Raw genomic sequence first — 21,640 nt, 5'->3', positions numbered from 1 at the left:
AAGAAGATTTTGGATCCGATGGGAATTGTAAAGCTGAAATTTAAAGAGCAAATCTTTTGTGGATTGCGGCTTGTAAGAACCCGTAAAGTCGAAAGCTTCCTGAAACAAGAAGTGGTTTCTCCCTCTCCGAAAGGAGGTCGATTAAGTTGGTTTCACCAGTAATTTGAAAATGGTTCTCTTTTTTTAAGGAGGAGTCGGTATTTTTTCCCTTTAAAAACTCCCAATTTTGGAAACCGGTTCCTTCCCAAAGATAAACGGAATCCACTTGGAATTTTTGAATCACCTTCCAGATCCCTTCCGCATCTTTGTCGGGAAGAGAACCTACCAAAAAATCAAAAGGAGTGTTCGGAGGAAGGGAATCCAAAAAACATTCCAGGGTTTTTCGGATGGCGTCCGGGTTGTGTGCCGGGTCAAAAACGATTGTTGGGGAAGTGTGAAGTGTTTCCATTCTTCCCTTGGGCAAAAGGAAATTTTTGTTTTCCCAACGGACTTTGTCCTTTTCGATTTGATTTAAAGTCTCCAATACGAACTTCGCAAAATGGAAGTTAGACTTCAGATAATCATTGGGAAATTCTTCCGTTTGGAAATAAACTTTTAAACCGAGTCTTTCGGATTCGTTTCGAATGAATGTTTCCAATTCCGGACTTTGGCGAAAGCTAAATAAGGTTTTGGATCTCTCTCCTTTGATTCCTATTTTTTCTTTTGCGATTGTTTCCAAATCATTCCCTAAAATCTCGCAATGGTCCAAGCCGATTTTTGTAAGAACAATCGCATCCGGGTTTGCAAGTTTTGTAGCGTCCAGTCTTCCACCGAGTCCGGCTTCCCAGATTTCGAAATTGCAATTTTGTTTTTCGAAATATAAAAATGCAAACAAAGTCAGACATTCGAAATAACTGAGCTTGGATAATAATCCTGTCATAGAATCCAAGGACTCAAACAACTGATTGGTTTCCTCTTCCCGGATCGCTTCCGATTGAAAGCTGATTCTTTCCAAAGGAGAAATCAAATGAGGGGAAGTATAAAGTCCGATTTTGTTTGTCGGGTTTGCCAGTTTTAAAATCTCACTTAAGAAATGTGAGGTGGAACCTTTCCCATTGGTGCCTACAACGGAGATTCGGAAAGGCTTATAATCAAGCCCAGTCGGAGTGTTTCGATTCCGAATCGTTTCCAGTATAGATGTGAATTCATCTAAATTATAATTTTTGAATATATTGAAGTTTCTTGTTTTTTCCGGGTTTTCCAACTGGGATAAAAAAGATAAGAATGATTTCATTTTCTTTTTTTCAATTCTTTCAGGAGAATTGATTCGATTTTCCCAATCCATTTTTTTTCGACTTCCATTTTGGTGAAAAGTTCGAATTGCCGGATCCCTTGATACAATAACATGGAATAACCGGGGATGATTTTTGCTTTTTTGGTTTTTGCTTCTTTAACCAAATCCGTTTCCAGAGGGTTGTAAACAATATCGAATAGAGTCGAATGTTTATGAAAAAAATCCCGGTTTAAGATCGGTTCTCCTCCCACCCCTTTCATTCCGACGGGAGTAGTGTGGATGGTAAGAGAAATATTTTTTCTTTCTTCCATGGCTTCTTCCTTTGAGATAGATGAAATCAATTCCTCCGCATTCAAAGATCGAATGATTTCCATGACTGCGGATTTATTTCTTGCCAGGATACGGATTTTTCCTTTTGGCAAAGAGGAATGAATGGACGTTAGATGATTTGCGGCATTTTCCTTGAGCTTTCTCACCAATGAAAATAGAATTCCTTTTGCACTTCCTCCGCTTCCTATCACCAGTATGGAAGAAGAATCTTCCGGGCTTAATAGTTTTTTATTTTCTTTCAATATGGATCGAATGGCGCCTTCTCCGTCGGTATTGTGTGCGGAGATTTTGCCGTCAGCAAAACAAAGTGTATTGGAAGCTTTCATTTGGGCGGATGCCTCACACGCAGTATCTGCGACTGAAAATGCCCATTCTTTGAAAGGAATGGTTACTGATACTCCCTCGACTTTTAAATCCAAGAGAGAAGATACCCCTTTCTCATCCCAAAATTGATCTTCAAAAACGAGATAAACTCCGTCAAATCCGGAAAGCGAAAATAAATGATTGTGAATCCAGGGGCTCAAGGTATGACCCAAGGGGAATCCCAGGATACCAAATAATTTTGTTTGTCTTGAATACAAAGATCTCTCCTTTTTGGATTTCTATAGTTTTATCTTATGGACTTGCGCTTTGATACCGAAAATTTAGTACTGAAGGCAAAAGATTTATGATTCAAATCCCATTAGCAGTTCCCTCTGAACCTTGGACGATTCTGGTAGATATACTCTTCTTTTTTCTCGCCTCCGCTGCCTGTGCCTATTACTTTTATTACTATAAAAGAAAAGATCTGCTGGGTAAATTTTGGGGATCTACTTTCGTAGCAGGCATCGGCGCTTTGATCGTATTCGCCACCTTACAAACATACATTAGAGACATCATCATGTGGCTCATGTCTCCTAAAATCGGATCAACTCAGCTTTCCAATGTGAATCTGGTCGCTATCTTTCTCGGCGGATTCATTGCTCTTTATATCATGAACCGAATCAACCATAATAAAGAAAGAAGAGACTGATAGATTGTTGTTCTTTTCATAAAGCTTTAAGTATTTTAGAAAATTATAATAAAACCCGAGCACTGCCAAAACAAAGCCCGCTTTCCCGTCGAAGATTCCCATCCGAATGAAATACATATAAAAGGCTTTGAATGAGCCTTTCAATACCGCCCAAGTCACCGAACTTTTTTTGCCTTTTCTGTGTTCCTCTTCCGCAAAAAGACTGGAGTATCTGTCTATAAAGCCTAAATGGTCGGAGATATTTTTATACGAATAATGAAATAGAGGATGTTTCAAAGGAAGAGGCTTGGAAGGAAGTTTGACTCTTTCATGAACCAGTCCTCCTCCGAATTTGCCTTTGTCTTTTCTGAATAATCTCAATTGGTAGTTCGGGAAGAATCCTCCGAAACGGATCCATTTCCCCAAATACCAGGTTAGGCGGGGGATCAGATATCCGTCCGACCGGGAAATATCATTTCCAAAAAGTGAAATGATTTCTTCTTTCAGTTTCGGAGAAACAACTTCGTCCGCATCCAAAGCCAAAACCCAGTCTTCTTTGGTTTTGCTGAGTGCAAAATTCTTTTGATCGGAATACGTATCGAATTCTCTTTCAAACAATCTTGCGTTCGGACAGTTCTTTCTGATCAGTTCCAAAGTATTGTCTTTGGAGCCGGAATCTACGATTACGATATCTTCGATAAAACCAAGTGCTTCCAAGGTTCGCACGATATTGTCTTCTTCGTTGAATGTGATTATGGTAGCGGAAAGAGGAAGCGACATGAAGTTAAGCGGGTTTTGTTTGACGGATAGGTGTATAGTTTTTGGAAAGAGGGATTTCCAATCTTGCAGTTGTGGAATCTTCTCCGATGATGATTCGGAAAAAATTGGGATCGATCCCTTCGCCTTTTAACATGATTAAGATGAGTGCAAGGCCGAGACCTGCGCCTTCGGTATTGTCGGCGTTGTCCATATAGAATTGTGCAATGTCGTCGTAGGCCATCCCTTTTTCCAGTCTTTCCCGGATGGCTTTTTCTTCCTGTTTGGCGATAGGAGCGTTGTTGATCACCTCTATGCTGATCCCACCATCCGTATAATTGAAATTGATAAGGCAGTAGTATCCTTTCTTTTTTGCTTTTGCTCCGAATTCATTGGACATTTCTTCGGAAAACATCTCCTTATATTCCCGAACTCCTTTCGCGTATTCGGCTGGATCGGACATGCTGTAGCCTCTCTCCTCGAAAAAGACTCTTTTTTGGTTCGCTTTGCAGGCATTGATGGCGAGTTCTTTGATAATTGTGTAGAGAGTAGGGATGAGAGTAGAGTGTGTAAGGCGATCCAGTATCCTTTCTACGGCCTCTTTGATATGTTCCTCGACGGATTTCGAGACCCTATGCGTCTTTAGGGATAGGATTTTTCCATTTTCCACGTGCAATTTGATGTGGTCAGAAATCTCGCTTGTTTCCTTACCCATACAAAGAAATCATTTTCATTCTAAGCCTTGTTGTCAAGGTACTAAGACCGCAAGTATGAAAAACCGAAGGCTCCCTTGTTTCCTCTTATTTATTTATTTATCGGCTTTTTCCCCCTCTCTTCTTTTGTCCCAAAATCTGAAAATGCTGGGGGTTAGGGTTTGGGAGTCGGAAAAAAAGCAATTTGGAGAGGTCAGTGACCTGGAAGTGACAGGGGGAAAAGTCCGTTCCATCACTCGGAAAACTACAAATTTTAAAGAACCGATCCGTTATATCCTACCCGGTTTCTGTGACGCAAGTGTTACGATTGGAGCAAATTCTTTCGGCGGAGAGACCAATCGGGAAATTTTGCCTCAGCTTTTACTTGGATTTTTGGCTACAGGGTTCAGCCATGTGGAATCCGTGGGAGATGGAGATCTAACAAAAGTTAAGGATGAGATTTCCAAATCCAAAATCATCGGGCCTTTTATACTTCAGTCGCAAAAACCTTGGGTTTATGATGCTAATTTTAGGGAAAATTCTCCCTCTAAGGATCAGTATTTTGCTTTGGGATTGGATTCAAAATCCTTGGAAGCGGGAGAAGGAAAACGGGATCGTTCCCGCCACCAACCTATTTTTTTAAAAAAAGCGGAAGGCCAGTCTTTCCCGCAAACCACTCTCTTTCAGTGGAAGTCGAAATGGGACAAACAAGGATACACTCCTCTTGCTTATACATTTGCAGACAGACTTGCTTGGAAAGATGCTTTGGACACAGGGTTTCCGGTAATATTTCATCCCATGCCGGCAAATGCGAATTTATCCCAAGTGCAAACCCGTCAATTTTTATGGGCACCTTTATTGAATGTGACTTACTTTCTATCCTTAAGAAATGACCCGAAATCTCTCACCTTAAGATTGCAACAGATAGGAGAACATTTCCCTTATTTCAAAGAGAAATTTCTTCCCAATTTTTTGGATGGTCTTCCCGACGAAGTAGATTTGGAAAAAGCAAATCTTGCAAAATCGGAATTCTATTCTCTTTGGGAGATTTTCAGAAAGGAACATAGAAAGGAACGACTGTTATTTGCCAGTGGTTCCGGGCATTGGGCATCCTTTCCGGGAGTGGGTGCGATTCAGGAAATTTCCCTTTGGGAGGCTTCTTGGAAAACTTTGGCAAAATCAAAAGAAAGTCGGACGGAAGAGGAATCTCTTCCCTGGTGGAAACGGATTTTCGCCCGTCCTGAATTTTCCGAAATACGAAAGGTGGAAACGGATCCGGAAACTTTGCCTGCCGAAAGAAAGGAACTGGTCCAAATCTTAACTGAAAAAACATGCAGGTTTATCGGGGCCGACCACGAGGGGAAAATCTCCATCGGCAAACCGGCTCATTTTTCCGTTTTTAAGGAAAATCCTTTGAAGAAGTCCTTGGGAATATTTGCTATTGAATCTATGGTTCTCGGTGGAAAATTGGTTTATACCCCCAAACCTGAAAAAGTAGGTAAAAAGCCATGAAAGGGAAGACTAGCCCGTCCAGCGAATTTGAGCGCCTATTAGAAGAAAGTTTCGAAAAGAGAAAGTCCATTGAACCAGGATCTTCCCATTCGGCAAAAGTGATCTCTGTCAAAAACGATTACGTATTCATACGTACAAACGGTTCCAATATTGTAGGAAATATTTCTTCGGAAGAATGGAAGGAAGAAACTCCTCCCGTACCCGGCGCGGTTCTTACCGTTTATTTTTTAAAAGAAGATTCCGGAGATTACCACTTTACATCTTGTTTGGTGGGGGACTCCGTCACGGAAGAAAATCTCCAAATCGCTTTGAACTCCGAAATCCCCATACTCGGTCAGATTTCTACGGAAGTGAACGGGGGCTATGAAGTCAAACTAGGCTCAGTTACCGCTTTCGTCCCCTTTTCCCAGTTAGATGCAGAAAACAAAGGCAAAGAAATTTACGGGAAAAAATTCAAATTCATCATCAGCGAATTCAATTCGAAACAAAACAAAGTAGTTGTTTCTCAAAAGAAAATTTCGGACAGAGAAAAAGAAGCCAAACGAAGAATCCTCAGAGACGAATTGAAAGAAGGAATGTTTGTTACTACCCGCATCAGATCCATTCATAAATTCGGACTCATCGTGGATATGGACGGATTCGATGCTTTGGTTCCTGCAAGCGAAGCCAGTTTTCGAAAAAATGCAGACTTGGAAAAAGAATTTCAAGTCGGAGAAACCCTTCGTGCCAAGATCATTTCTTTGAATTGGGAAGAAGGAAAATTTTCCTTGAGTGCCAAAGATTTTTTACAAGATCCTTGGGCGCAAAAAGTTCCTTTCAAAGAATCCGATATTGTTACGGGGGAAATCGAATCCATCAAACCATTCGGAATCTTTGTAAGATTGAACGAATCTTTCGGAGGACTTATCCCCAATAAAGAAACAGGTGTACCGGGACGGACTCCGGTTAACACTGTTTATTCTACCGGCCAAAAAGTAGAAGTCTTCGTTTTGGAAGTGAATCCTGAAAAAAAACAAATCGCACTCTCCATCACAAAAGCGGCAGACGCAAAAGACAGATTGGAATACCAGCAGTATCTGAAAAATGATACCGATACCGGTTCCGTATCCAGTTTCGGGCTTTTGCTCAAACAGTCGTTAGAAAAGAAAAACAAAAAGTAAATCGTGGAAATTGCGTTATTTGAACCGGAAATTCCCCCTAACACGGGGAATATCGCCCGGCTTTGCGTGAATGCGGATGTTCCTCTTTCCATCATTGGAAAACCATCTTTCGATCTTTCCGAAAAAGCAGTCAGGCGTGCTGGATTAGATTATTGGAATGATCTAAATCTCTCCCAGTACGGTGATTGGGAGGAGTTTAGGTCAAAGAAAGATGCTGAAGGTCAAAGAATATTTTTAATTTCCAAATTTGGAACGAAAACTTACTGGGATGTACAGTTTTTACCCACGGATGTACTGGTTTTTGGAAGGGAAACCAGTGGTTTGCCCGATTCTATCAAGAAAGTTCACGATAGCGAACGGATCATTTCCATACCCATGTCTCCCAAATCTCGCTCGATCAATCTTTCCAATGCAGTCGCAATAATATTATATGAGGCAATCCGGCAGATAAACCAAGGAAATCCCCCTAAGATATAAAACAATTTACAAGTCGTTCCTTCTCACTGAAATGGGAATATTATGGCCTTCCTTCTTTCCCAATCAGAGTTAGAGAAAGAAATTAAGACCCTTTTTTCCTTGGGGCTTTCTGGAAATGCCAAAGACTTTTTCTCTTGGATCCAAATGGAGGTCTTTCGAAAATTCAAAGACCTTCCCAACACAAATTTGGAAACCGTTCAGGATATTCTAAACCATCTACAGTCTAACGAAGACATAGTTACCAATCCGTTTGATCCGAGAGAATACAATTTATCGGAAAAGTCTTCTCTGGCCCGCAAGGTTGGTAGTTCGGAAAAATATGTAATATTGGGTGCCCTCGAATACAATCCGATGCAGTATGTGCGCACCCGCTTGGACTATTTTCTGAAGTACAATCTGGTAATAGAAGATTTACGAATGGATCTTTGTATTGCGACTGTGGAAGCGGTGGAAAATGCAGCGAAGTACGGAGATGGGTTGAACGTTGAAATCAATTATCAAATAGATAAATCAAAACTGTTTACAATTGAGGTGTTGAACACTGTAAAAGATTTTAATTTGGAAGATGATATCCAAAGAGGCAAATTTTCTTCTACGGCTACTCTCATGCGCGGAATGATGGTGATGCAAAAATTATTTGATGCAGTGGATCTCGAAATTTTAGACAATCGAAAACAAGCTTACCTCAAAGCGTCCCGCAAACTTTCACTTTCTTAATATTTCATAACAGGTCTTTTATGGCAAATTTTAAAATGGTGTCCCCTTTTTCGGCAGCTGGAGACCAAGTCCAAGCTATCGAGTCTATCGCAAATGCCTACAAAGAAGGCAAAGATAAAGTCACGTTAGTCGGAGTCACCGGCTCCGGTAAAACTTTTACTATGGGGGAAGTCATAGCAAGAGTGGGAAAACCCACTTTGATTCTGTCGCATAATAAAACTTTGGCGGCGCAGTTGTTCCGCGAGTTCAAGGATTTTTTTCCGGAGAATGCGGTGGAATATTTCGTTTCCTATTACGATTATTACCAGCCTGAGGCTTATATTCCTTCTTCGGATATGTTTATTGAAAAAGACATGTCCATGAATGAGGAGATCGATAAACTTCGGTTACGTGCTACTTCCAGTCTTTTGGAAAGAGACGATGTGATTATTGTCAGCTCCGTATCATGTATTTACGGCTTGGGTTCTCCTGAAGACTATATGGCTTCGGTCGTTATGTTGAAGGTAGGTGACAAAATCGATCGGGATCAGATCATCCGCAAATTTCTGCATATCCAATACGCACGCAACGATATAGATTTCAGTCGGGGAAATTTTCGGGTGAGAGGGGATTCGATAGAAATCATGCCTTCTTATCAGGAAGAAGGCATTCGGATCGAACTTTTCGGGGATGAAATAGAAGGAATTTCCAGGTTTGAACCCATTACCGGAAAAACAAAAGTCAAACTGGATCGGGTGATTGTTTATCCTGCAAAACACTTTATCACTTCCGGTCCCAAAGTCAAAGACGCCATCGAAAAGATCAAAGAAGAGATGTTGGCATCCAAGGAAAAATTTCTCGCGCAAGGGAAACATCTGGAAGCGGAAAGAATCGAATCCAGAACCAATTACGATATGGAGATGCTTGCCGAACTGGGATATTGCAACGGAATAGAAAACTACTCACGTCACCTAACGGGTAGAGCCGAAGGGGAAAGGCCCGCCTGTCTTATGGACTATTTTCCCAATCTGGACTTTTTGCTGATTGTGGACGAGTCCCATGTGACTTTACCTCAGGTCGGAGGAATGTATGCGGGGGACCGAACCAGAAAACAGACATTAGTTGATTTTGGGTTCAGACTACCCAGTGCACTGGACAACCGTCCTCTCAATTTTCAAGAATTTGAGAAAATGACTCCTAAAACACTTTATGTGTCCGCAACTCCCGACGAAACCGAAATTAAAAAAAGCGAACTCATTGTAGAACAGATCATTCGACCTACAGGGCTTTTGGATCCGGTTGTGGAAGTTCGTCCTACAGCCAATCAGATAGAAGATCTGCTCCGTGAGATGCAAATTCGGATTCAAAATAAAGAACGGATTCTAATTACTACTCTGACTAAAAAAATGGCAGAGGATCTCACCGATTATTATAAAGAAATAGGTTTGAAAATAGCTTATCTTCATTCCGAAATCGATACCATTCAAAGGGTGGAAATCATCAGGGATCTTCGCAAAGGGATTTACGATTGTTTGGTGGGGATCAATCTACTTCGGGAAGGACTGGATCTTCCCGAAGTGTCTCTTGTTGCCATACTGGATGCGGATAAGGAAGGTTTCCTTAGGAATTATAAATCTTTGGTTCAAACCATCGGTCGCGCCGCGAGGAATGCGAGCGGGAAAGCGATTCTTTATGCGGATAGAATGACAGAATCCATGAAGAAAGCGATAGGTGAAACGGATAGACGTAGAAAGATTCAGGAAGAACATAATCTTCGTTTTGGGATTACACCTCAGTCGATTATAAAGGAAATCCATGATATGCTTCCTCGTGAGATGGCTGAGAAAAACAGCCAGGAAGAAGCATTGCAGGAAATGGAAAGGGATTTTACTTTAAAGAAATACAAAACAAAAGAAAATCTTAAAGAAGCTTTAAAGAAAGAAATGTTACGTTTTGCTCAGAACTTGGATTTTGAAAAAGCGGCAATGTTTCGAGATAAAATGTTGGCCGTTGGGCCGGACAAGATAGAAACTTAACATATGGTAAAATTTGAGGAGAACTCATTGGATCAAAACGACTCTTGGGAAAGCGCAACCAAACTTGTAAGAATTGAAGACGCTCTTCCAAAACAAATTTTCCTTTTACCGATCAAGGTAAGACCGGTATTTCCCGGTATCATTACTCCGTTGATTGTTCCTCCGGGAAGATTCATTCCTTCCATTGAGGAAACAACAAAGTCCGCAGGATTCATTGGTTTGATTCTTTTGAAAAAAGACGAATCGGATGAGGATTCGGAAAATAACATCTATCAGGTGGGAATTGTCGCCCGTATCCTGAAAAAAATCAATCTTCCTGACGGAAGCATCAATATTTTAGTTAATACAATCCAACGTTTCCAAATTCAAAACATTCATACCAAGAAACCGTTTTTGATGGCAAACGTAACTTATCCTCCCGAGGAGTTTGGAACTTCCAAAAACAATATCAAAGCATTGATGAGAACGCTTCTGGTCCTTACCAAGGAACTGGCGCAAAACAATCCTTTGTTTACCGAAGATATGAAGCTCACTATGGTCAACGTAAACGAACCGGGCAAAATGTCCGATTTTGTCTGCTCCATACTCAATTTGGAAAAAGAAGAATATCAGACAGTCATCGAAGCGACTTCCCTCGGCGATCGTTTGGAAAAAGTTTTGCTCTTTCTGAAAAAAGAGATAGAGCTGGTTATATTGCAAAGAAAGATCCAGGATCAGATCAATGACAAGATAGACAGTCAACAAAGACAATTTTTTCTGAGAGAGCAACTCAAGGCCATCCAACAAGAGTTAGGTATAGGAGAAGACAAGTCCGATATCAAATACGACCAATTGGTGGAAAGACTGAAAGCCATTCCTGTCAGCGAAGAAGTGATCCGGGAAGTGGGAAGAGAAGTCGAAAAAGCAAAAAACACCGATCCCATCGGAAGCGATTATAACGTAGTTCGAAATTATCTGGATTTGGTGGAAGCTCTCCCTTGGGAAGATCCGAAACCCAAAGAAGTCAATTTAATTAACGCTAGAAAAATTTTAAATAGAGATCATCATAAACTGGAAGATGTCAAAGAAAGGATCTTGGAATTTCTTGCCGTCCGCAAATTAAATCCAAAGGGAAGAGGAACTATCCTCTGTTTGGTGGGGCCTCCCGGTGTAGGTAAGACATCCATTGCCAAATCCATTGCGGAAGCATTGGGCAGAAAGTTCTACCGATTCTCAGTGGGCGGGGTTAGAGACGAAGCGGAGATCAAAGGTCATAGAAGAACTTATATCGGAGCCATGCCCGGCAAGATTTTAACTGCTTTGAAAATTACGGGAGAAAGAGATCCTGTCATCCTTCTTGATGAGATAGATAAAATGTCGCAAGGATTCCAGGGAGATCCGCAAGCTTCTCTCTTGGAAGTGCTTGATCCCGAACAGAATGCAACATTCAGAGATCATTATCTGGATCTGCCATTCGATCTGTCTCAGGTATTTTTTATTGCAACAGCTAACACGTTTGAGCCGATCCCCCGTGTGCTTTTGGATCGTATGGAAGTGATTCAATTGTCAGGTTATATTACGGAAGAAAAAGTTCAGATCTTTCAAAAATACCTTTGGAACAAGATCTTTACTAAAAACGGCCTACTTGCTAAAAATTTTTCCATTCAAAAGAACACTCTTATCACATTGATCAATTCCTATTCCAGAGAATCAGGCCTTCGGGGATTGGAAAAAACCTTCGATAAATTGGTAAGAAAACTCGCCCTGAAACATGTGTTAAAGGAAAAGTATTCCAAGGAAATCAGGGAAAAGGATCTGATTGCTTTGTTAGGCGCTCCTCCGTTTGTTGATGATCGTATGACCAAACCGAAACAACCGGGGACAGCTCTCGGGTTGGCTTGGACAAGCGCAGGCGGTTCAACCCTTCTCATCGAAGCAGTCTTTGTTCCGGGAAAAGGAGGAATTCTTTTGACGGGACAGATGGGGAAGATGATGGAAGAGTCGGCAAACATCGCACTTTCTTTTATTAAAAACTATTCGGGACTTGAGTCCAAGTTTGAAAATAAAACCATTCATTTGCATGTTCCGGACGGAGCGACACCCAAAGACGGACCGAGCGCGGGGATAACAATGGCATCCGCACTTTACTCGCTTGTATTGGGGCAGACAATCGCATCGGGCTTTGGTATGACAGGCGAACTTACGTTAACTGGTGAGGTTCTTGCGATCGGAGGATTACGGGAAAAAATCGTGGCCGCAAAAAGAGTCGGTGTAAAAAAAATCATCTTCCCGAAGGACAATGAAAGTGCATTTAAGGAGATTCCTGACTATGTAAAAAAGGGAGTCCAATTTTTCCCTGTTTCTCATTTTGATGAAGTATCAAGTTTGGTTTTCCCAAAAAGAAAAAAGCAAGTAGTTTGAAATGAACAATAAAGATACCTGGATTCTATTTTTACGCGCATTAGGTGAACATTCGTTCGATTTTTTAAAGAAACTTTGGGAGAAAAGAATAACTCTTATTACCGTAGGTAGTATCCTTTTTGTTTTTTTGACGGCATTCTTTTTGGGAGGAGCTTATGTGGTTTGGTCCGGAGAGCAATCCCGTGTAGAACGTTCTCTTGAAAAATACAGATCCGAAGTTTCCAATTTTTATGATAACTTCCAACCCAAGTCGATTAAGATTCTGGATCGCGGCGGCAAAGTGATCGGTGAGTTCTATCGTAGAAATTTCCGCCCCATCCGAACTGATAATTTGAAAAAACACCATATGGTCTTATGGGCCGTATTGTCTTCCGAAGATAGAGAGTTCTATTCTCACGGAGGTGTGAATTATGCGGCTATCGGCCGGGCCGTATTTACAAATCTAATCCAATTCCGACTTTCCCAAGGTGGTTCTACCATCACACAACAGTTGGCAAAACTCACTTTGAATCTGGGCAAACGAAGTCTTTTCAATAAACTAACAGAGCTTTATTGTACATTTTATATTGAAAGCCAATTTTCAAAGGAAGAGATACTTGCGATGTATCTGAACCAGATTTTTCTGGGAGAAGGCAATACCGGTGTTGAGGAAGCTGCACGTTATTATTTCAGAAAGCCCGCAACCGAACTGACTCCGGAAGAAGCTGCGATGCTTGTGGGAACGATCCCCGCACCAAGCGTTTACAATCCGATTCGGAATTTGGGGATTGCACTTTCCCGTCAAAAACGGGTGTTATACGACATGGCCCGCAATCCCGAATTGAATCCCGATCAATTGGAGATCCCGAAAAAATTCGGAGAGTCCATCGAGCCCAATGTTAAAAAATTTAAAATCTTTTATAAAGTAAAAGAATACAAAGGCGAAGAGGGTGAGCCGAGATATTCCAGCGAAATCGGAAAATACGGTGCGGATAAGGATTTCAGAATCAATCTTGCTCCCGACTTTAATGCGGAGGTCAGAAGGTTTGTATTGGAAAGTTTTTCCAATGAGGACTTGGAAGAAAGAGGTCTTCTGGTATATTCGACATTGGATTTGGACAAACAAAGAATGGCGGAAGAATCGCTCCGTATCGGAGTGGATTCGGTTCGTGCCGATTTACTAAAACAGGAAAAAGATCTTGAAGCAAAAGGCAAACCGGAACTTGCAGAAGTTACAAAACAAATCCTTCCTCAGATGAGCGGTTCCGTCATTTCCATGGATCCCGAAACGGGCGACATAGAAGCGTTAGTTGGTGGGTATAAAATATCAAATAGTTTCCGTTTTAACAGAGCGGAAGATGCGCGCAGACAACCGGGTTCTACCATCAAGGCGCTTGTGTATGCGCTTGCATACGAGAAGAGGATTGTAAATCCTTCCTCAAAAATCAAAGATGAGAAATTGGATTTTTCAGGATACTCTCCGAAGAACTGGTACAAAGGTTATAGAGGAGAGATTACGGTTCGAACCGCTCTCGCTCAGTCTGTAAATACAGTTTCTGTTAAGTTGCTGAATGAAGTAGGGGTAAACTATTTTCTTTCCAAACTAGGGCAGATTCTTTTTTTGAGCGAAGAAGAAATTGAATCCAGATTTCAGAAAAATCTATCGCTTGCACTCGGCTCGGGAGAACTTTCTCCGATGGAACTTTCGTTGATTTACGCAACTCTTGCAAATGGGGGAAGGAGAGTTACCCCGAGAAAAATTATAAAAATCACAGACTTGGAAGGAAACGAGTTTTACCAGACAATCCCCAATGAAGCCACCGAACAAATATTAGATCCTGTGGCTTGTGCTATGGCAATTAACACACTTGAATCGGTTCTGACGGAAGAAGGAACAATGACTTTGAAGAAAAAAGAAGGAGAAGTGAATCTGTTTGCAGGTAAAACGGGAACGGTTCAATCTCCTAAAACCAAAAAAAGCAAATGGATGGGCATCAAAGGAGTTCGGGATGTTTGGTTTGCAGGTCTTGCTCCAAGGAACGTAACAGTTGTTTGGGTGGGACATGATGAAGGTGCTCCTTTCCCCGGTTCCGGCTCGGGAGTGTCCGGAGGAATTTGGCTTCGTTATGTGCAAGGTGTCAAATCCAAGATCGGTTTTGGAAATCAACTCATCCCTAGTTTTGTCGGTGACTTTGTAAAGGTGGATGTATGTGCGGATGATGGAACTCTTTTGGAATCTTCATCTTCCAATGTTTGCAAGTTACCTCTCCATTCCCAGTTTTATTATATAGGAGATCTTCCTCAAAAAAGAGCCGGTTTTGCAAAACAGGAAATTCCTCCGCAAACGATCGTAGGCGAGGGGGATGAAAATGAATCGGAAATATCCACCTATCAACTGCAAAATGGTAAGGAGCCGCCCGCTGGTGTTGATGCTGTAGAATTGGAGCCGCCCGTTATAGAAACTCAGAAAGTCCCGCGTACCGAGTGAACTTATCCGAAACCAGATAATTTTCCTGAATGGACCAAAGAAAAATCCAAGGAGCGTCTTCTTCGATTTGTTTTATTATTTTAAGCGCGTTCGGCAGGTTCCTTTCCTTCCGATCATTTAATATTTTTGTAATACCCCGGTTGGAGTAGAATGCTCTGTTGCCTCCGTTTCCTGATTTTTCTTCGTGAAAGACCGGATCTAAAAAGTTCCAAATCGATTCGTAATCCGCATACCATGTAAGTAGCGTTAGGTCACCTTTTCCTTCTCCGTTTTCTTTGTAGAGAGGGGCTTTCTCCATACCTTTCAATTTGATTTGTAATCCGATTTCTTTCAATGCTTGTACGATCGCTCTTCCTTTCGCCTGGTTTTCATCATCTCCCCGCATTCGTAGTTCCAGGGTTTTGTTCAGGATCCCGGGAAAACAGACGGAACTTTTCAATAGAGAAACAGCTTTGTTTTTGTCGTAGGCAAATCCGGGAGTTAAATCTATTTGATCACTCGTTAGTTGCGAAAGAAATGGAACGGCCACCGGTCCTTTGAGTAAGTCCGCCTTGTTTTCCAATAGTTTTCGGATAATCAATTCTCTAGGTATGGCGAAGTTAAGTGCCTGTCGGAAATTTTTATCAAAACAAGGATTGTTGTGATTGATGGCGACATACTGTACCGATCTTCCTCGTTTAATGATTGTATTGTGTTCTTTTGCATCGGATAAGGAAAGTAAAAAATCGGTCAGTTTGAAAGAATCCAATTCACCTTTGCGAAACAAAAACAGAGAAGTAGTGGATTGGGAAAGGATTCGGATGCGTATGGTGTCGGGAAGGTTCCTATCGTTTGAATTTCTTTTTATCAATTCCAGAGATTCATTTTTTTTCCAAGATACGAGACTATATTTTCCGAATGAATGAAATTCCCCGTTTTCTAAAAAATCTTTTTTTGATAATATGGAAGCAAAAGGTAGGGATAGTTTTTCTTTCGCCTCCTCTTCACTTACGGTGTCATCTAATACAAGTTTGATGGTATTCGTCGCGGGCGTTGCGAAGATTTCTTTTATGAATTTATAATCCCCGCCTCTGGGAGATGTTTCGTTTAATAATCTTTGAATGGAAAAAACTACGTCGTCCGGTGTCGGACCCAATGGTTCCGATTTGAGTCGGATTTCCCAAAGGACTCTTTTTTCCTTTTTCAAAAACTTGGAATCTTCAGCCCAATTCATTTCCGGTTTGGCATTTTGAATTTTAAAGAGCCCTCCGAAGAGGAGACCAGAAAGTTTTTGGCTTACCAAATCCGTTGCAAACAGAGGATCCAGACTGGGGGGATCGCTCGGGAAACCCAAGGATACGTCTGCTGCCGTTGTCTTCTTTTGGCAAAAAGTGAGGGACAGGATGAGGAAAATGAGGGAAAAGGTTCTCATACGTGAAGATTTACCGAAAACTTTGGCCTTACTTAGTGAAATACAAATACAGACTGAGTTTTGGTATATTCCTTTCTCTTTTTGTTTCTATTTTTAATGGCGCGTCTCTTACGTCTCTCATTCCTATCTTTGATTCATTGGGAACGGGGGAAAATTATAAATTCCAAATCGCTCTTACTAAAAAAGATCAGACCATACTGACAGAGAAAGAGGACGGTAAGGTTTTTTCCGGTTTCGCCTATTGGGAATTTAAATTTGCAGAAACAAAATCAAAACTCAACTCGGAACTTGCCAAAAAAAATCCTGACGAACTAGTTTTTCTATTTTGTCTGATCATACTTCCCATCTATGTTTTGAAACTGATCTGTCTTGCCGGCACGATTTATTATGTGAATTCCGCTGGGCTGCTAGCCGTCCAGGATCTGAGGTTGTCCTTGTATGAAAAATTGCAAGAATTACCCTTAAATGATTTTGTAAAAGAAAAAACAGGCGTACTTATGAGTCGCGTCATCAATGACGTCGATACGGTGGGCAAAGTTGTTTCCAACGATTTAAAAGATGCGGTAAATGATTTTTTCTATATAATTACGCATTTAATCATATTACTAGTGTTAAGCTGGAAACTTTTCTTTCTTATTTTTATAGTAATTCCCGTGGTTATAGGCCCGGTAAGTGCGTTTGCTGACAGAATCCGCCGTACAACCAAAAACCAACAGGAACAATTGTCCGCTTTGAACGGAGATTTGCAAGAAGTGATCTCCGGAATCCGGGTGATCCGCGCGTTTTCCATGGAAGAAAAAGAATCCGATCGTTTTTTCGGAGTCAACAACGATCTATCCGAAAAAACATTCAAAACTCATTTTTATCATCAAATCGGTCCCGCATTGATTGAACTGTCCGGGTCAGTAGTCACGATGATCTTTCTCGGGTTAGGTGCTTATCTATTGGAAGATCCTTCTTTTTCCAAAGGAATGTTTCTTGCATTCTTTCTGACTCTTATCTTTCTTATGAGACCTCTCAAACAGATGAGCATTCTGATCAATTTGATCCAAGCGTCGGTTTCGGCAAGTGATCGTGTTTTTGAAATCCTGGATCGTGATACTGCTATTAAAGAGCCTGTCTCTCCGAAACAACTCGGCCCGCTGAACCAAGGAATTGTGTATCAGAATGTTTCTTATATCTATCCCGGAACGGAAAATTATGCATTGCGGGATCTTAATTTCACAATTCCCAAAGGGGGAACGATTGCAATTGTAGGTTCTTCCGGTGCCGGTAAATCTACGTTAGTTGATCTTCTTCCGAGACTCATAGATCCGAGCGCAGGTAGTATTCTTTGGGACGGGGTCGATGCAAAAGATCTGTCGCTAGACAATCTTCGCAAAAGAATAGGGGTCGTTTCTCAAAATATATTCTTATTCAACGGTTCGATTCGGGAAAATATCGCTTATGCAAAACCGTCCGCTTCGGAAGAAGAAATCCGAAAAGCGGCAGAGGATGCATTTGCATCCGAGTTTATCGACGGGTTTGAAGAAGGTTATGACACGGTTGTAGGAGAGAGGGGAGTGATGCTATCCGGGGGACAAAGACAGAGGATCTCCATCGCCCGAACCTTACTTGCAAATCCGGAAGTTTTGATTTTAGACGAAGCAACTTCCGCACTGGATACCGAGTCCGAACGATTGATCCAACAAGCCTTTGTTAGGTTGTATGAGAACAAAACGGTCGTTATTATTGCGCACCGCCTCTCTACTGTTAAAATTGCAGATATTATTTATTACTTGGAATCCGGTGAAATCGTGGAAAAAGGAAGCCATTCCGAGCTTGTCGGTATGGAAGGATCGAAATACAGAAGATTGTATGAGATGCAGTTTGCCCCAAAACCTGCTTAAGCGAGTTTGCCGGATCCGCAGGAAGGGCAAAAATTTGCGTTAGGTATCGAAATTGCAGTTCCGCAATTTCTGCAAGTCCAACCTTCTACTGTTTTCTGGGGCTCTAGAGTTTGGATCGTTTGTCCGGTTAGGTTCTTTGTCTCTTTGAAATTTTTAATTTCCAATTCCACTTCATCCAATTTCTGCAAGAAAGGAACCGAGAGAGATTGAAACTCTTCTTCCGTTAATTTTCTGGAATGAAAATCAGATCTGACATCCTTCAATGAATCCAAGAGGTTTTGTTTTTTTTGTACAAAGGGAAGTAAATCTTCTTCCGAATCCTTTCCGAAAGGAGAGCTATCTATTTGAAAATAATAGTAAAAAATTAAAAAAGGAGATAAGAGAATGATTCCAAATAGCAGAATATAGAAATATAGGAGAAAATCCATAGTCTCATTTTTTGGAGTTTTTATTTTTCTGCAATCTCTTTATCTTTGTCCATAACATGGCAATTACGAACCCATTTATTGAATCCAAATTGAAAACCCCGGAAGAAGTGGCACTTGCACTTCCCCGCCATGTCACTTCGGGATCTTCCGGGTTTACTCCAGCCGGTTGTCCGAAACTTATTTCTCCTCATCATTCCAGAACTTTACCTATCAATATCATTTTTCCCGAGGATCGAATCCGAACGCATTATGTTCAAGTAAAACCTGACAAGATCAAAGGGATCGTTCGTTTTGTTTCGCATACGGATCATAATGAGCATTCGACCATGATAATTGTAAAAGAACAAAGATTAACTGATATTAGAGAATACCCTCCTAAAAAAAGAACGGAACTGATCATTTCAAAATGTGCTCATCCGATTTTAAAAACCGGAAGTATGAAATGATAGCTGTAATCGGTTCCGGAATCACAGGTTTAACAAGTGCTTGGTTGTTGTCGAAACACTATCCCGTGACTTTATATGAAAAACATTCTGAAATCGGGATGGCGGCATTCAGTGCAAATCATCGGATTGACGGCAATATCTTTGAATTTGATATTCCTTTCCGTACGATCAAAAGGGATTATTATCCTACGCTCTTTCGAATTTATGATAAGGCGGGAATTCAAACGAGACCTGTGGACTATTCATTTCGCGTAGAATCAAAAGGATCTCCCGTATTCGGCTTTCGTTCATATTCCTTCTTGGGAAGTAATTTCGGATTTCCCACACTTGATTCCTTTCGGAGCGGAAAAGGAATTAAAATATTTTATGATTTGCTTAGGTTTTATGCAAATTCCAAAACGGACTGGTCGAAAGAAAAAACTTCAATTAGCATACGTCAGTTTTTGGAAAAAAACAAATACTCTTCAGAATTTATAAATGAGTTTTTGCTTCCCACTTTTGCTTTGGTTAATACTTGTAAAACGGAAACAGTTGGCAGCTATCCCGCCGATACGATCATCGGGTATCATTCCAGAGGATACGCTTATACTCCTCAAGAGACTGCAAAGTTCGGAACTAGGGATATTACAAATCGATTGGTCAGTGGAATTTCCAATATCGAATTAAGTGCAAAGATCAAATCGATTTTATTCAGAAAGGGTAAACCGGTCATTCAATTCGAATCGGGGGAAAGGGAATTCGAACATGTTATCATGACCACTCAGGCAAATCAAGCCTATCGGTTATTAGGTGATTATTTTTCAAAGGAAAAAGAAGCACTTTCTTATTTTAAATACGAACCAAGTGACGTGATCTTGCACACGGACAATTCCTTTTTTGAAAAAAGAGATGTATCTCTTGTTTTTCGGGTAAACGAAAAGTTTGATAAGCCGGAAGTGACTTTGGATCTTGGACGGATTATGCCGGAACTAAAAGGTCAAAATTTATTCCAAACTTGGAATCCTCATAAGATTCCCCCTAAGGATAAAATACTGAAGACGGCTCAATTTGAAAGACCTATTGTAGATGAAAAAACCATTCATGGAATCAAGGGGCTTGCCAATTTACATAAATCGGAAAACCGAAGACTTTGGTTATGCGGTTCCTATTCACTCTTTGGGATTCCTCTTTTGGAAGCCGGTGCCAAATCCGCAATGAATATTGCGGAAATCATTACCAACAAAACAAGTTCCGAACTGATTTTATAAAGAATATTCCGATTTCTCTACCACATAAAACTGGTAGTTTAAAAAACCGAAATGATAAAAATGTAGGATTGTATTTGCAAATATTTGCAGAGACTTCGCTTGCGATTTGGTAAATTCCGCAAATCCAGGATAAACAAATTCTCCCCATTCTGCCGTACGGATGATTTTGAAACCTATTTCATCTAATGTTTGTAAGGTTTGATTATTTGTGTTTTGATTTTCTTTGGGAACAAGGGCTACGGAAGTCAGAAACTCTAAGAATTTATAATACAAGGAAAATCTTCCGATTGATCTCGGAAAAGTAAGATCAGTAAATACAAACTTTCCGTTCGGCTTTAACAACCGTTTCACTTCCTTATAAAAAGAAGATTTGTCTTGGAAATGATAAATACAATCCAGACAGATGATATGGGTAAAAGTGGAATCCTTCAGATCAGAAATGATTTTCCAGTCGCCTTCCTGCCATATAACAGATTCTAGTTTTTCTTTTGCTATCAGATCTTTTGCAAATTTACTTTGTTCTCCTTCCAGATTGACTGCAAGTATTTCCGGTACGCAAAAATCCTTCGCCCAGACAAATACGCTTCCCCCGAGTCCGCTTCCAATTTCCAATAATTTGGAATCTTGATTTAAGCCGGCTGCATCTCCGGTTAATATTGCCATTTTTTTTGCAGCTGTCGGATAATCGAAGTCCTTTTCCCAGTAACCGAAGTTAGAGAAATAATAAGGATGGATTTGAGGAAAATCAAAGGCGGGGCCTGTTGTAAAAGGATAAGGTATCATCGATTTAAGTTTGACAATTTTAATACCCATAGGGGTATAGGTTTATGGCGCTCAGTGAAGAAAAGATAAAACTCATCCATAGACTGAATCGAATCCAAGGACAGCTGGAAGCGATCAAAAATTCGATTCTTAATGAAGAAAAAGACTGCGAGAAGGCGCTTCTACTGCTAAAAGCCTCCCACCAAGCTATGAAAAAATTCGGAGAGGCTTATGTTTTAGACAATATTGAGACTTGTTTTGATGAGAAGAAATCAATGAGTCTCCTTGAAGCAGACACCAAAAAAGCGATCCGAGCCGCATTTTCTCTTTAATTTTCAATACCCCTCTTTTTTTAAACCCGAAAAATTTAGATTGACCTGTCATATACCCTGGTGGGTATATGACATTAATAGTTATATACTATAGGGGGTATGGTAATGTATTTGGCTTCAACTAAAGAATGGTATTTGGAAAGGGTTCTCTTTCTAATTGCAGGGTCAGTGAGTTTGATCGGTTTGGTTTTGGGGTTTTACATATCGCACTGGTGGTTTGTAATCAATTTACTCATTGGGCTTAACCTTACTTTGTTTGCTTTCACTGGTTTTTGTCCGATGGCCGTCATATTAAGCGCATTCGGATTTTCTAGTAAAAACACAAGAGGATAGAT

Annotated in this window: 20 protein-coding genes; 13 read left to right on the top strand and 7 right to left on the bottom strand. The window is 40.8% G+C overall.

All coding sequences use genetic code 11. The features are described from left to right. Positions 1-40 precede the first annotated feature (40 nt). On the bottom strand, positions 41-1,273 hold the full coding sequence (locus EHS11_RS09575; protein ID WP_167884405.1) for a bifunctional folylpolyglutamate synthase/dihydrofolate synthase: 1,233 nt from the start codon (positions 1,271-1,273) through the stop codon (positions 41-43). Then, a complete protein-coding gene (locus tag EHS11_RS09570) occupies positions 1,270-2,184 on the bottom strand; it encodes a shikimate dehydrogenase family protein (protein WP_135764161.1) in 915 nt (304 codons plus the stop codon). The genes EHS11_RS09575 and EHS11_RS09570 overlap by 4 nt, the downstream gene beginning before the upstream one ends. Before the next feature lie 86 nt (positions 2,185-2,270). On the opposite strand from EHS11_RS09570, the gene EHS11_RS09565 reads away from it, so the two are divergent. Continuing rightward, positions 2,271-2,615: a hypothetical protein gene (locus EHS11_RS09565; RefSeq protein WP_135764160.1), complete on the top strand. Its 345-nt coding sequence runs from the start codon at positions 2,271-2,273 to the stop codon at positions 2,613-2,615. Here EHS11_RS09565 and EHS11_RS09560 read toward each other — a convergent pair. Together EHS11_RS09560 and EHS11_RS09555 are read right to left on the bottom strand one after the other, a co-directional pair. Beyond that, positions 2,511-3,374, bottom strand: coding sequence for a glycosyltransferase family 2 protein (locus tag EHS11_RS09560; protein ID WP_135764159.1), 864 nt, complete (start codon positions 3,372-3,374; stop codon positions 2,511-2,513). The two genes, EHS11_RS09565 and EHS11_RS09560, sit on opposite strands and share 105 nt — an antisense overlap. 4 nt (positions 3,375-3,378) lie before the next feature. Continuing rightward, entirely contained in the window at positions 3,379-4,065 is a 687-nt protein-coding gene (locus tag EHS11_RS09555) for a histidine kinase (RefSeq protein WP_135764158.1), read from the bottom strand. Positions 4,066-4,207: 142 nt separating this feature from the next. Between EHS11_RS09555 and EHS11_RS09550 the strand changes: the two genes are divergently transcribed. From EHS11_RS09550 to EHS11_RS09520, 7 genes are read left to right on the top strand one after another with little or no spacing between them, the layout of a single operon-like run. Next, positions 4,208-5,554 carry a hypothetical protein gene (locus tag EHS11_RS09550; RefSeq protein ID WP_246047735.1) on the top strand — a complete coding sequence of 449 codons (1,347 nt, stop codon included), beginning with the start codon at positions 4,208-4,210 and terminating at the stop codon, positions 5,552-5,554. Further along, positions 5,551-6,714 (top strand): S1 RNA-binding domain-containing protein, encoded by a 1,164-nt coding sequence (locus EHS11_RS09545; RefSeq protein ID WP_135764156.1) that lies wholly within the window; start codon positions 5,551-5,553, stop codon positions 6,712-6,714. Before EHS11_RS09550 ends, EHS11_RS09545 begins: the two co-directional genes overlap by 4 nt. A gap of 3 nt (positions 6,715-6,717) precedes the next feature. Beyond that, complete coding sequence (locus EHS11_RS09540; protein WP_135764155.1) at positions 6,718-7,191, top strand: tRNA (cytidine(34)-2'-O)-methyltransferase; 474 nt, start codon at positions 6,718-6,720, stop codon at positions 7,189-7,191. Positions 7,192-7,233: 42 nt separating this feature from the next. After that, the gene (locus EHS11_RS09535; RefSeq protein WP_135764154.1) at positions 7,234-7,908 is read left to right on the top strand and encodes an ATP-binding protein; all 675 of its coding nucleotides are present in this window, start codon (positions 7,234-7,236) and stop codon (positions 7,906-7,908) included. A gap of 20 nt (positions 7,909-7,928) precedes the next feature. Next, positions 7,929-9,923, top strand: a complete 1,995-nt coding sequence (uvrB, locus tag EHS11_RS09530) for an excinuclease ABC subunit UvrB (RefSeq protein WP_135764153.1) — start codon at positions 7,929-7,931, stop codon at positions 9,921-9,923. Positions 9,924-9,926: 3 nt separating this feature from the next. Further along, positions 9,927-12,323 carry an endopeptidase La gene (lon, locus tag EHS11_RS09525; protein ID WP_210413666.1) on the top strand — a complete coding sequence of 799 codons (2,397 nt, stop codon included), beginning with the start codon at positions 9,927-9,929 and terminating at the stop codon, positions 12,321-12,323. Position 12,324: 1 nt separating this feature from the next. Beyond that, on the top strand, positions 12,325-14,790 hold the full coding sequence (locus EHS11_RS09520) for a transglycosylase domain-containing protein (RefSeq protein ID WP_135764151.1): 2,466 nt from the start codon (positions 12,325-12,327) through the stop codon (positions 14,788-14,790). On the opposite strand, the gene EHS11_RS09515 is transcribed toward EHS11_RS09520, so the two are convergent. Beyond that, the gene (locus tag EHS11_RS09515) at positions 14,756-16,201 is read right to left on the bottom strand and encodes an ABC transporter substrate-binding protein (RefSeq protein WP_135764150.1); all 1,446 of its coding nucleotides are present in this window, start codon (positions 16,199-16,201) and stop codon (positions 14,756-14,758) included. The genes EHS11_RS09520 and EHS11_RS09515 overlap by 35 nt on opposite strands. Before the next feature lie 2 nt (positions 16,202-16,203). Here EHS11_RS09515 and EHS11_RS09510 point away from each other — a divergent pair, with 2 nt between their 5' ends. Then, positions 16,204-18,090: an ABC transporter ATP-binding protein gene (locus tag EHS11_RS09510; protein ID WP_135764149.1), complete on the top strand. Its 1,887-nt coding sequence runs from the start codon at positions 16,204-16,206 to the stop codon at positions 18,088-18,090. Here the strand turns inward: EHS11_RS09510 and EHS11_RS09505 are convergent. Then, on the bottom strand, positions 18,087-18,518 hold the full coding sequence (locus EHS11_RS09505) for a zinc ribbon domain-containing protein (RefSeq protein WP_135764148.1): 432 nt from the start codon (positions 18,516-18,518) through the stop codon (positions 18,087-18,089). The two genes, EHS11_RS09510 and EHS11_RS09505, sit on opposite strands and share 4 nt — an antisense overlap. A 56-nt stretch (positions 18,519-18,574) precedes the next feature. On the opposite strand from EHS11_RS09505, the gene EHS11_RS20155 reads away from it, so the two are divergent. Together EHS11_RS20155 and EHS11_RS09495 are read left to right on the top strand one after the other, a co-directional pair. Continuing rightward, entirely contained in the window at positions 18,575-18,964 is a 390-nt protein-coding gene (locus EHS11_RS20155; protein WP_246047734.1) for a sugar phosphate isomerase family, read from the top strand. After that, the gene (locus EHS11_RS09495; protein ID WP_135764147.1) at positions 18,961-20,211 is read left to right on the top strand and encodes an FAD-dependent oxidoreductase; all 1,251 of its coding nucleotides are present in this window, start codon (positions 18,961-18,963) and stop codon (positions 20,209-20,211) included. Before EHS11_RS20155 ends, EHS11_RS09495 begins: the two co-directional genes overlap by 4 nt. Here EHS11_RS09495 and EHS11_RS09490 read toward each other — a convergent pair. Then, the gene (locus tag EHS11_RS09490) at positions 20,206-21,024 is read right to left on the bottom strand and encodes an SAM-dependent methyltransferase (protein WP_135764146.1); all 819 of its coding nucleotides are present in this window, start codon (positions 21,022-21,024) and stop codon (positions 20,206-20,208) included. The two genes, EHS11_RS09495 and EHS11_RS09490, sit on opposite strands and share 6 nt — an antisense overlap. 14 nt (positions 21,025-21,038) lie before the next feature. On the opposite strand from EHS11_RS09490, the gene EHS11_RS09485 reads away from it, so the two are divergent. Both EHS11_RS09485 and EHS11_RS09480 read left to right on the top strand, forming a co-directional pair. Continuing rightward, positions 21,039-21,305 (top strand): metal-sensitive transcriptional regulator, encoded by a 267-nt coding sequence (locus EHS11_RS09485; RefSeq protein WP_135764145.1) that lies wholly within the window; start codon positions 21,039-21,041, stop codon positions 21,303-21,305. Between the two features lie 105 nt (positions 21,306-21,410). Next, positions 21,411-21,638, top strand: a complete 228-nt coding sequence (locus EHS11_RS09480) for a YgaP family membrane protein (protein ID WP_135764144.1) — start codon at positions 21,411-21,413, stop codon at positions 21,636-21,638. Positions 21,639-21,640: the final 2 nt, after the last annotated feature.

Origin of the sequence: Leptospira ilyithenensis, assembly GCF_004771005.1 — a bacterium.
Taxonomy (GTDB): domain Bacteria; phylum Spirochaetota; class Leptospiria; order Leptospirales; family Leptospiraceae; genus Leptospira_A; species Leptospira_A ilyithenensis.
The sequence above is the reverse complement of the archived record's forward strand: the minus strand, read 5'-3'. Positions and strand labels throughout refer to the sequence as shown.

Bases quoted from the DNA above. Each gene is read 5' to 3' on its own strand.
- EHS11_RS09575 (WP_167884405.1), bottom strand. From the start codon at position 1,273: ATGAAATCATTCTTATCTTTTTTATCCCAGTTGGAAAACCCGGAAAAA.
- EHS11_RS09565 (WP_135764160.1), top strand. From the start codon at position 2,271: ATGATTCAAATCCCATTAGCAGTTCCCTCTGAACCTTGGACGATTCTG.
- EHS11_RS09560 (WP_135764159.1), bottom strand. From the start codon at position 3,374: ATGTCGCTTCCTCTTTCCGCTACCATAATCACATTCAACGAAGAAGAC.
- EHS11_RS09555 (WP_135764158.1), bottom strand. From the start codon at position 4,065: ATGGGTAAGGAAACAAGCGAGATTTCTGACCACATCAAATTGCACGTG.
- EHS11_RS09550 (WP_246047735.1), top strand. From the start codon at position 4,208: ATGCTGGGGGTTAGGGTTTGGGAGTCGGAAAAAAAGCAATTTGGAGAG.
- EHS11_RS09545 (WP_135764156.1), top strand. From the start codon at position 5,551: ATGAAAGGGAAGACTAGCCCGTCCAGCGAATTTGAGCGCCTATTAGAA.
- EHS11_RS09535 (WP_135764154.1), top strand. From the start codon at position 7,234: ATGGCCTTCCTTCTTTCCCAATCAGAGTTAGAGAAAGAAATTAAGACC.
- uvrB (WP_135764153.1), top strand. From the start codon at position 7,929: ATGGCAAATTTTAAAATGGTGTCCCCTTTTTCGGCAGCTGGAGACCAA.
- lon (WP_210413666.1), top strand. From the start codon at position 9,927: ATGGTAAAATTTGAGGAGAACTCATTGGATCAAAACGACTCTTGGGAA.
- EHS11_RS09520 (WP_135764151.1), top strand. From the start codon at position 12,325: ATGAACAATAAAGATACCTGGATTCTATTTTTACGCGCATTAGGTGAA.
- EHS11_RS09515 (WP_135764150.1), bottom strand. From the start codon at position 16,201: ATGAGAACCTTTTCCCTCATTTTCCTCATCCTGTCCCTCACTTTTTGC.
- EHS11_RS09505 (WP_135764148.1), bottom strand. From the start codon at position 18,518: ATGGATTTTCTCCTATATTTCTATATTCTGCTATTTGGAATCATTCTC.
- EHS11_RS20155 (WP_246047734.1), top strand. From the start codon at position 18,575: ATGGCAATTACGAACCCATTTATTGAATCCAAATTGAAAACCCCGGAA.
- EHS11_RS09495 (WP_135764147.1), top strand. From the start codon at position 18,961: ATGATAGCTGTAATCGGTTCCGGAATCACAGGTTTAACAAGTGCTTGG.
- EHS11_RS09490 (WP_135764146.1), bottom strand. From the start codon at position 21,024: ATGGGTATTAAAATTGTCAAACTTAAATCGATGATACCTTATCCTTTT.
- EHS11_RS09485 (WP_135764145.1), top strand. From the start codon at position 21,039: ATGGCGCTCAGTGAAGAAAAGATAAAACTCATCCATAGACTGAATCGA.
- EHS11_RS09480 (WP_135764144.1), top strand. From the start codon at position 21,411: ATGTATTTGGCTTCAACTAAAGAATGGTATTTGGAAAGGGTTCTCTTT.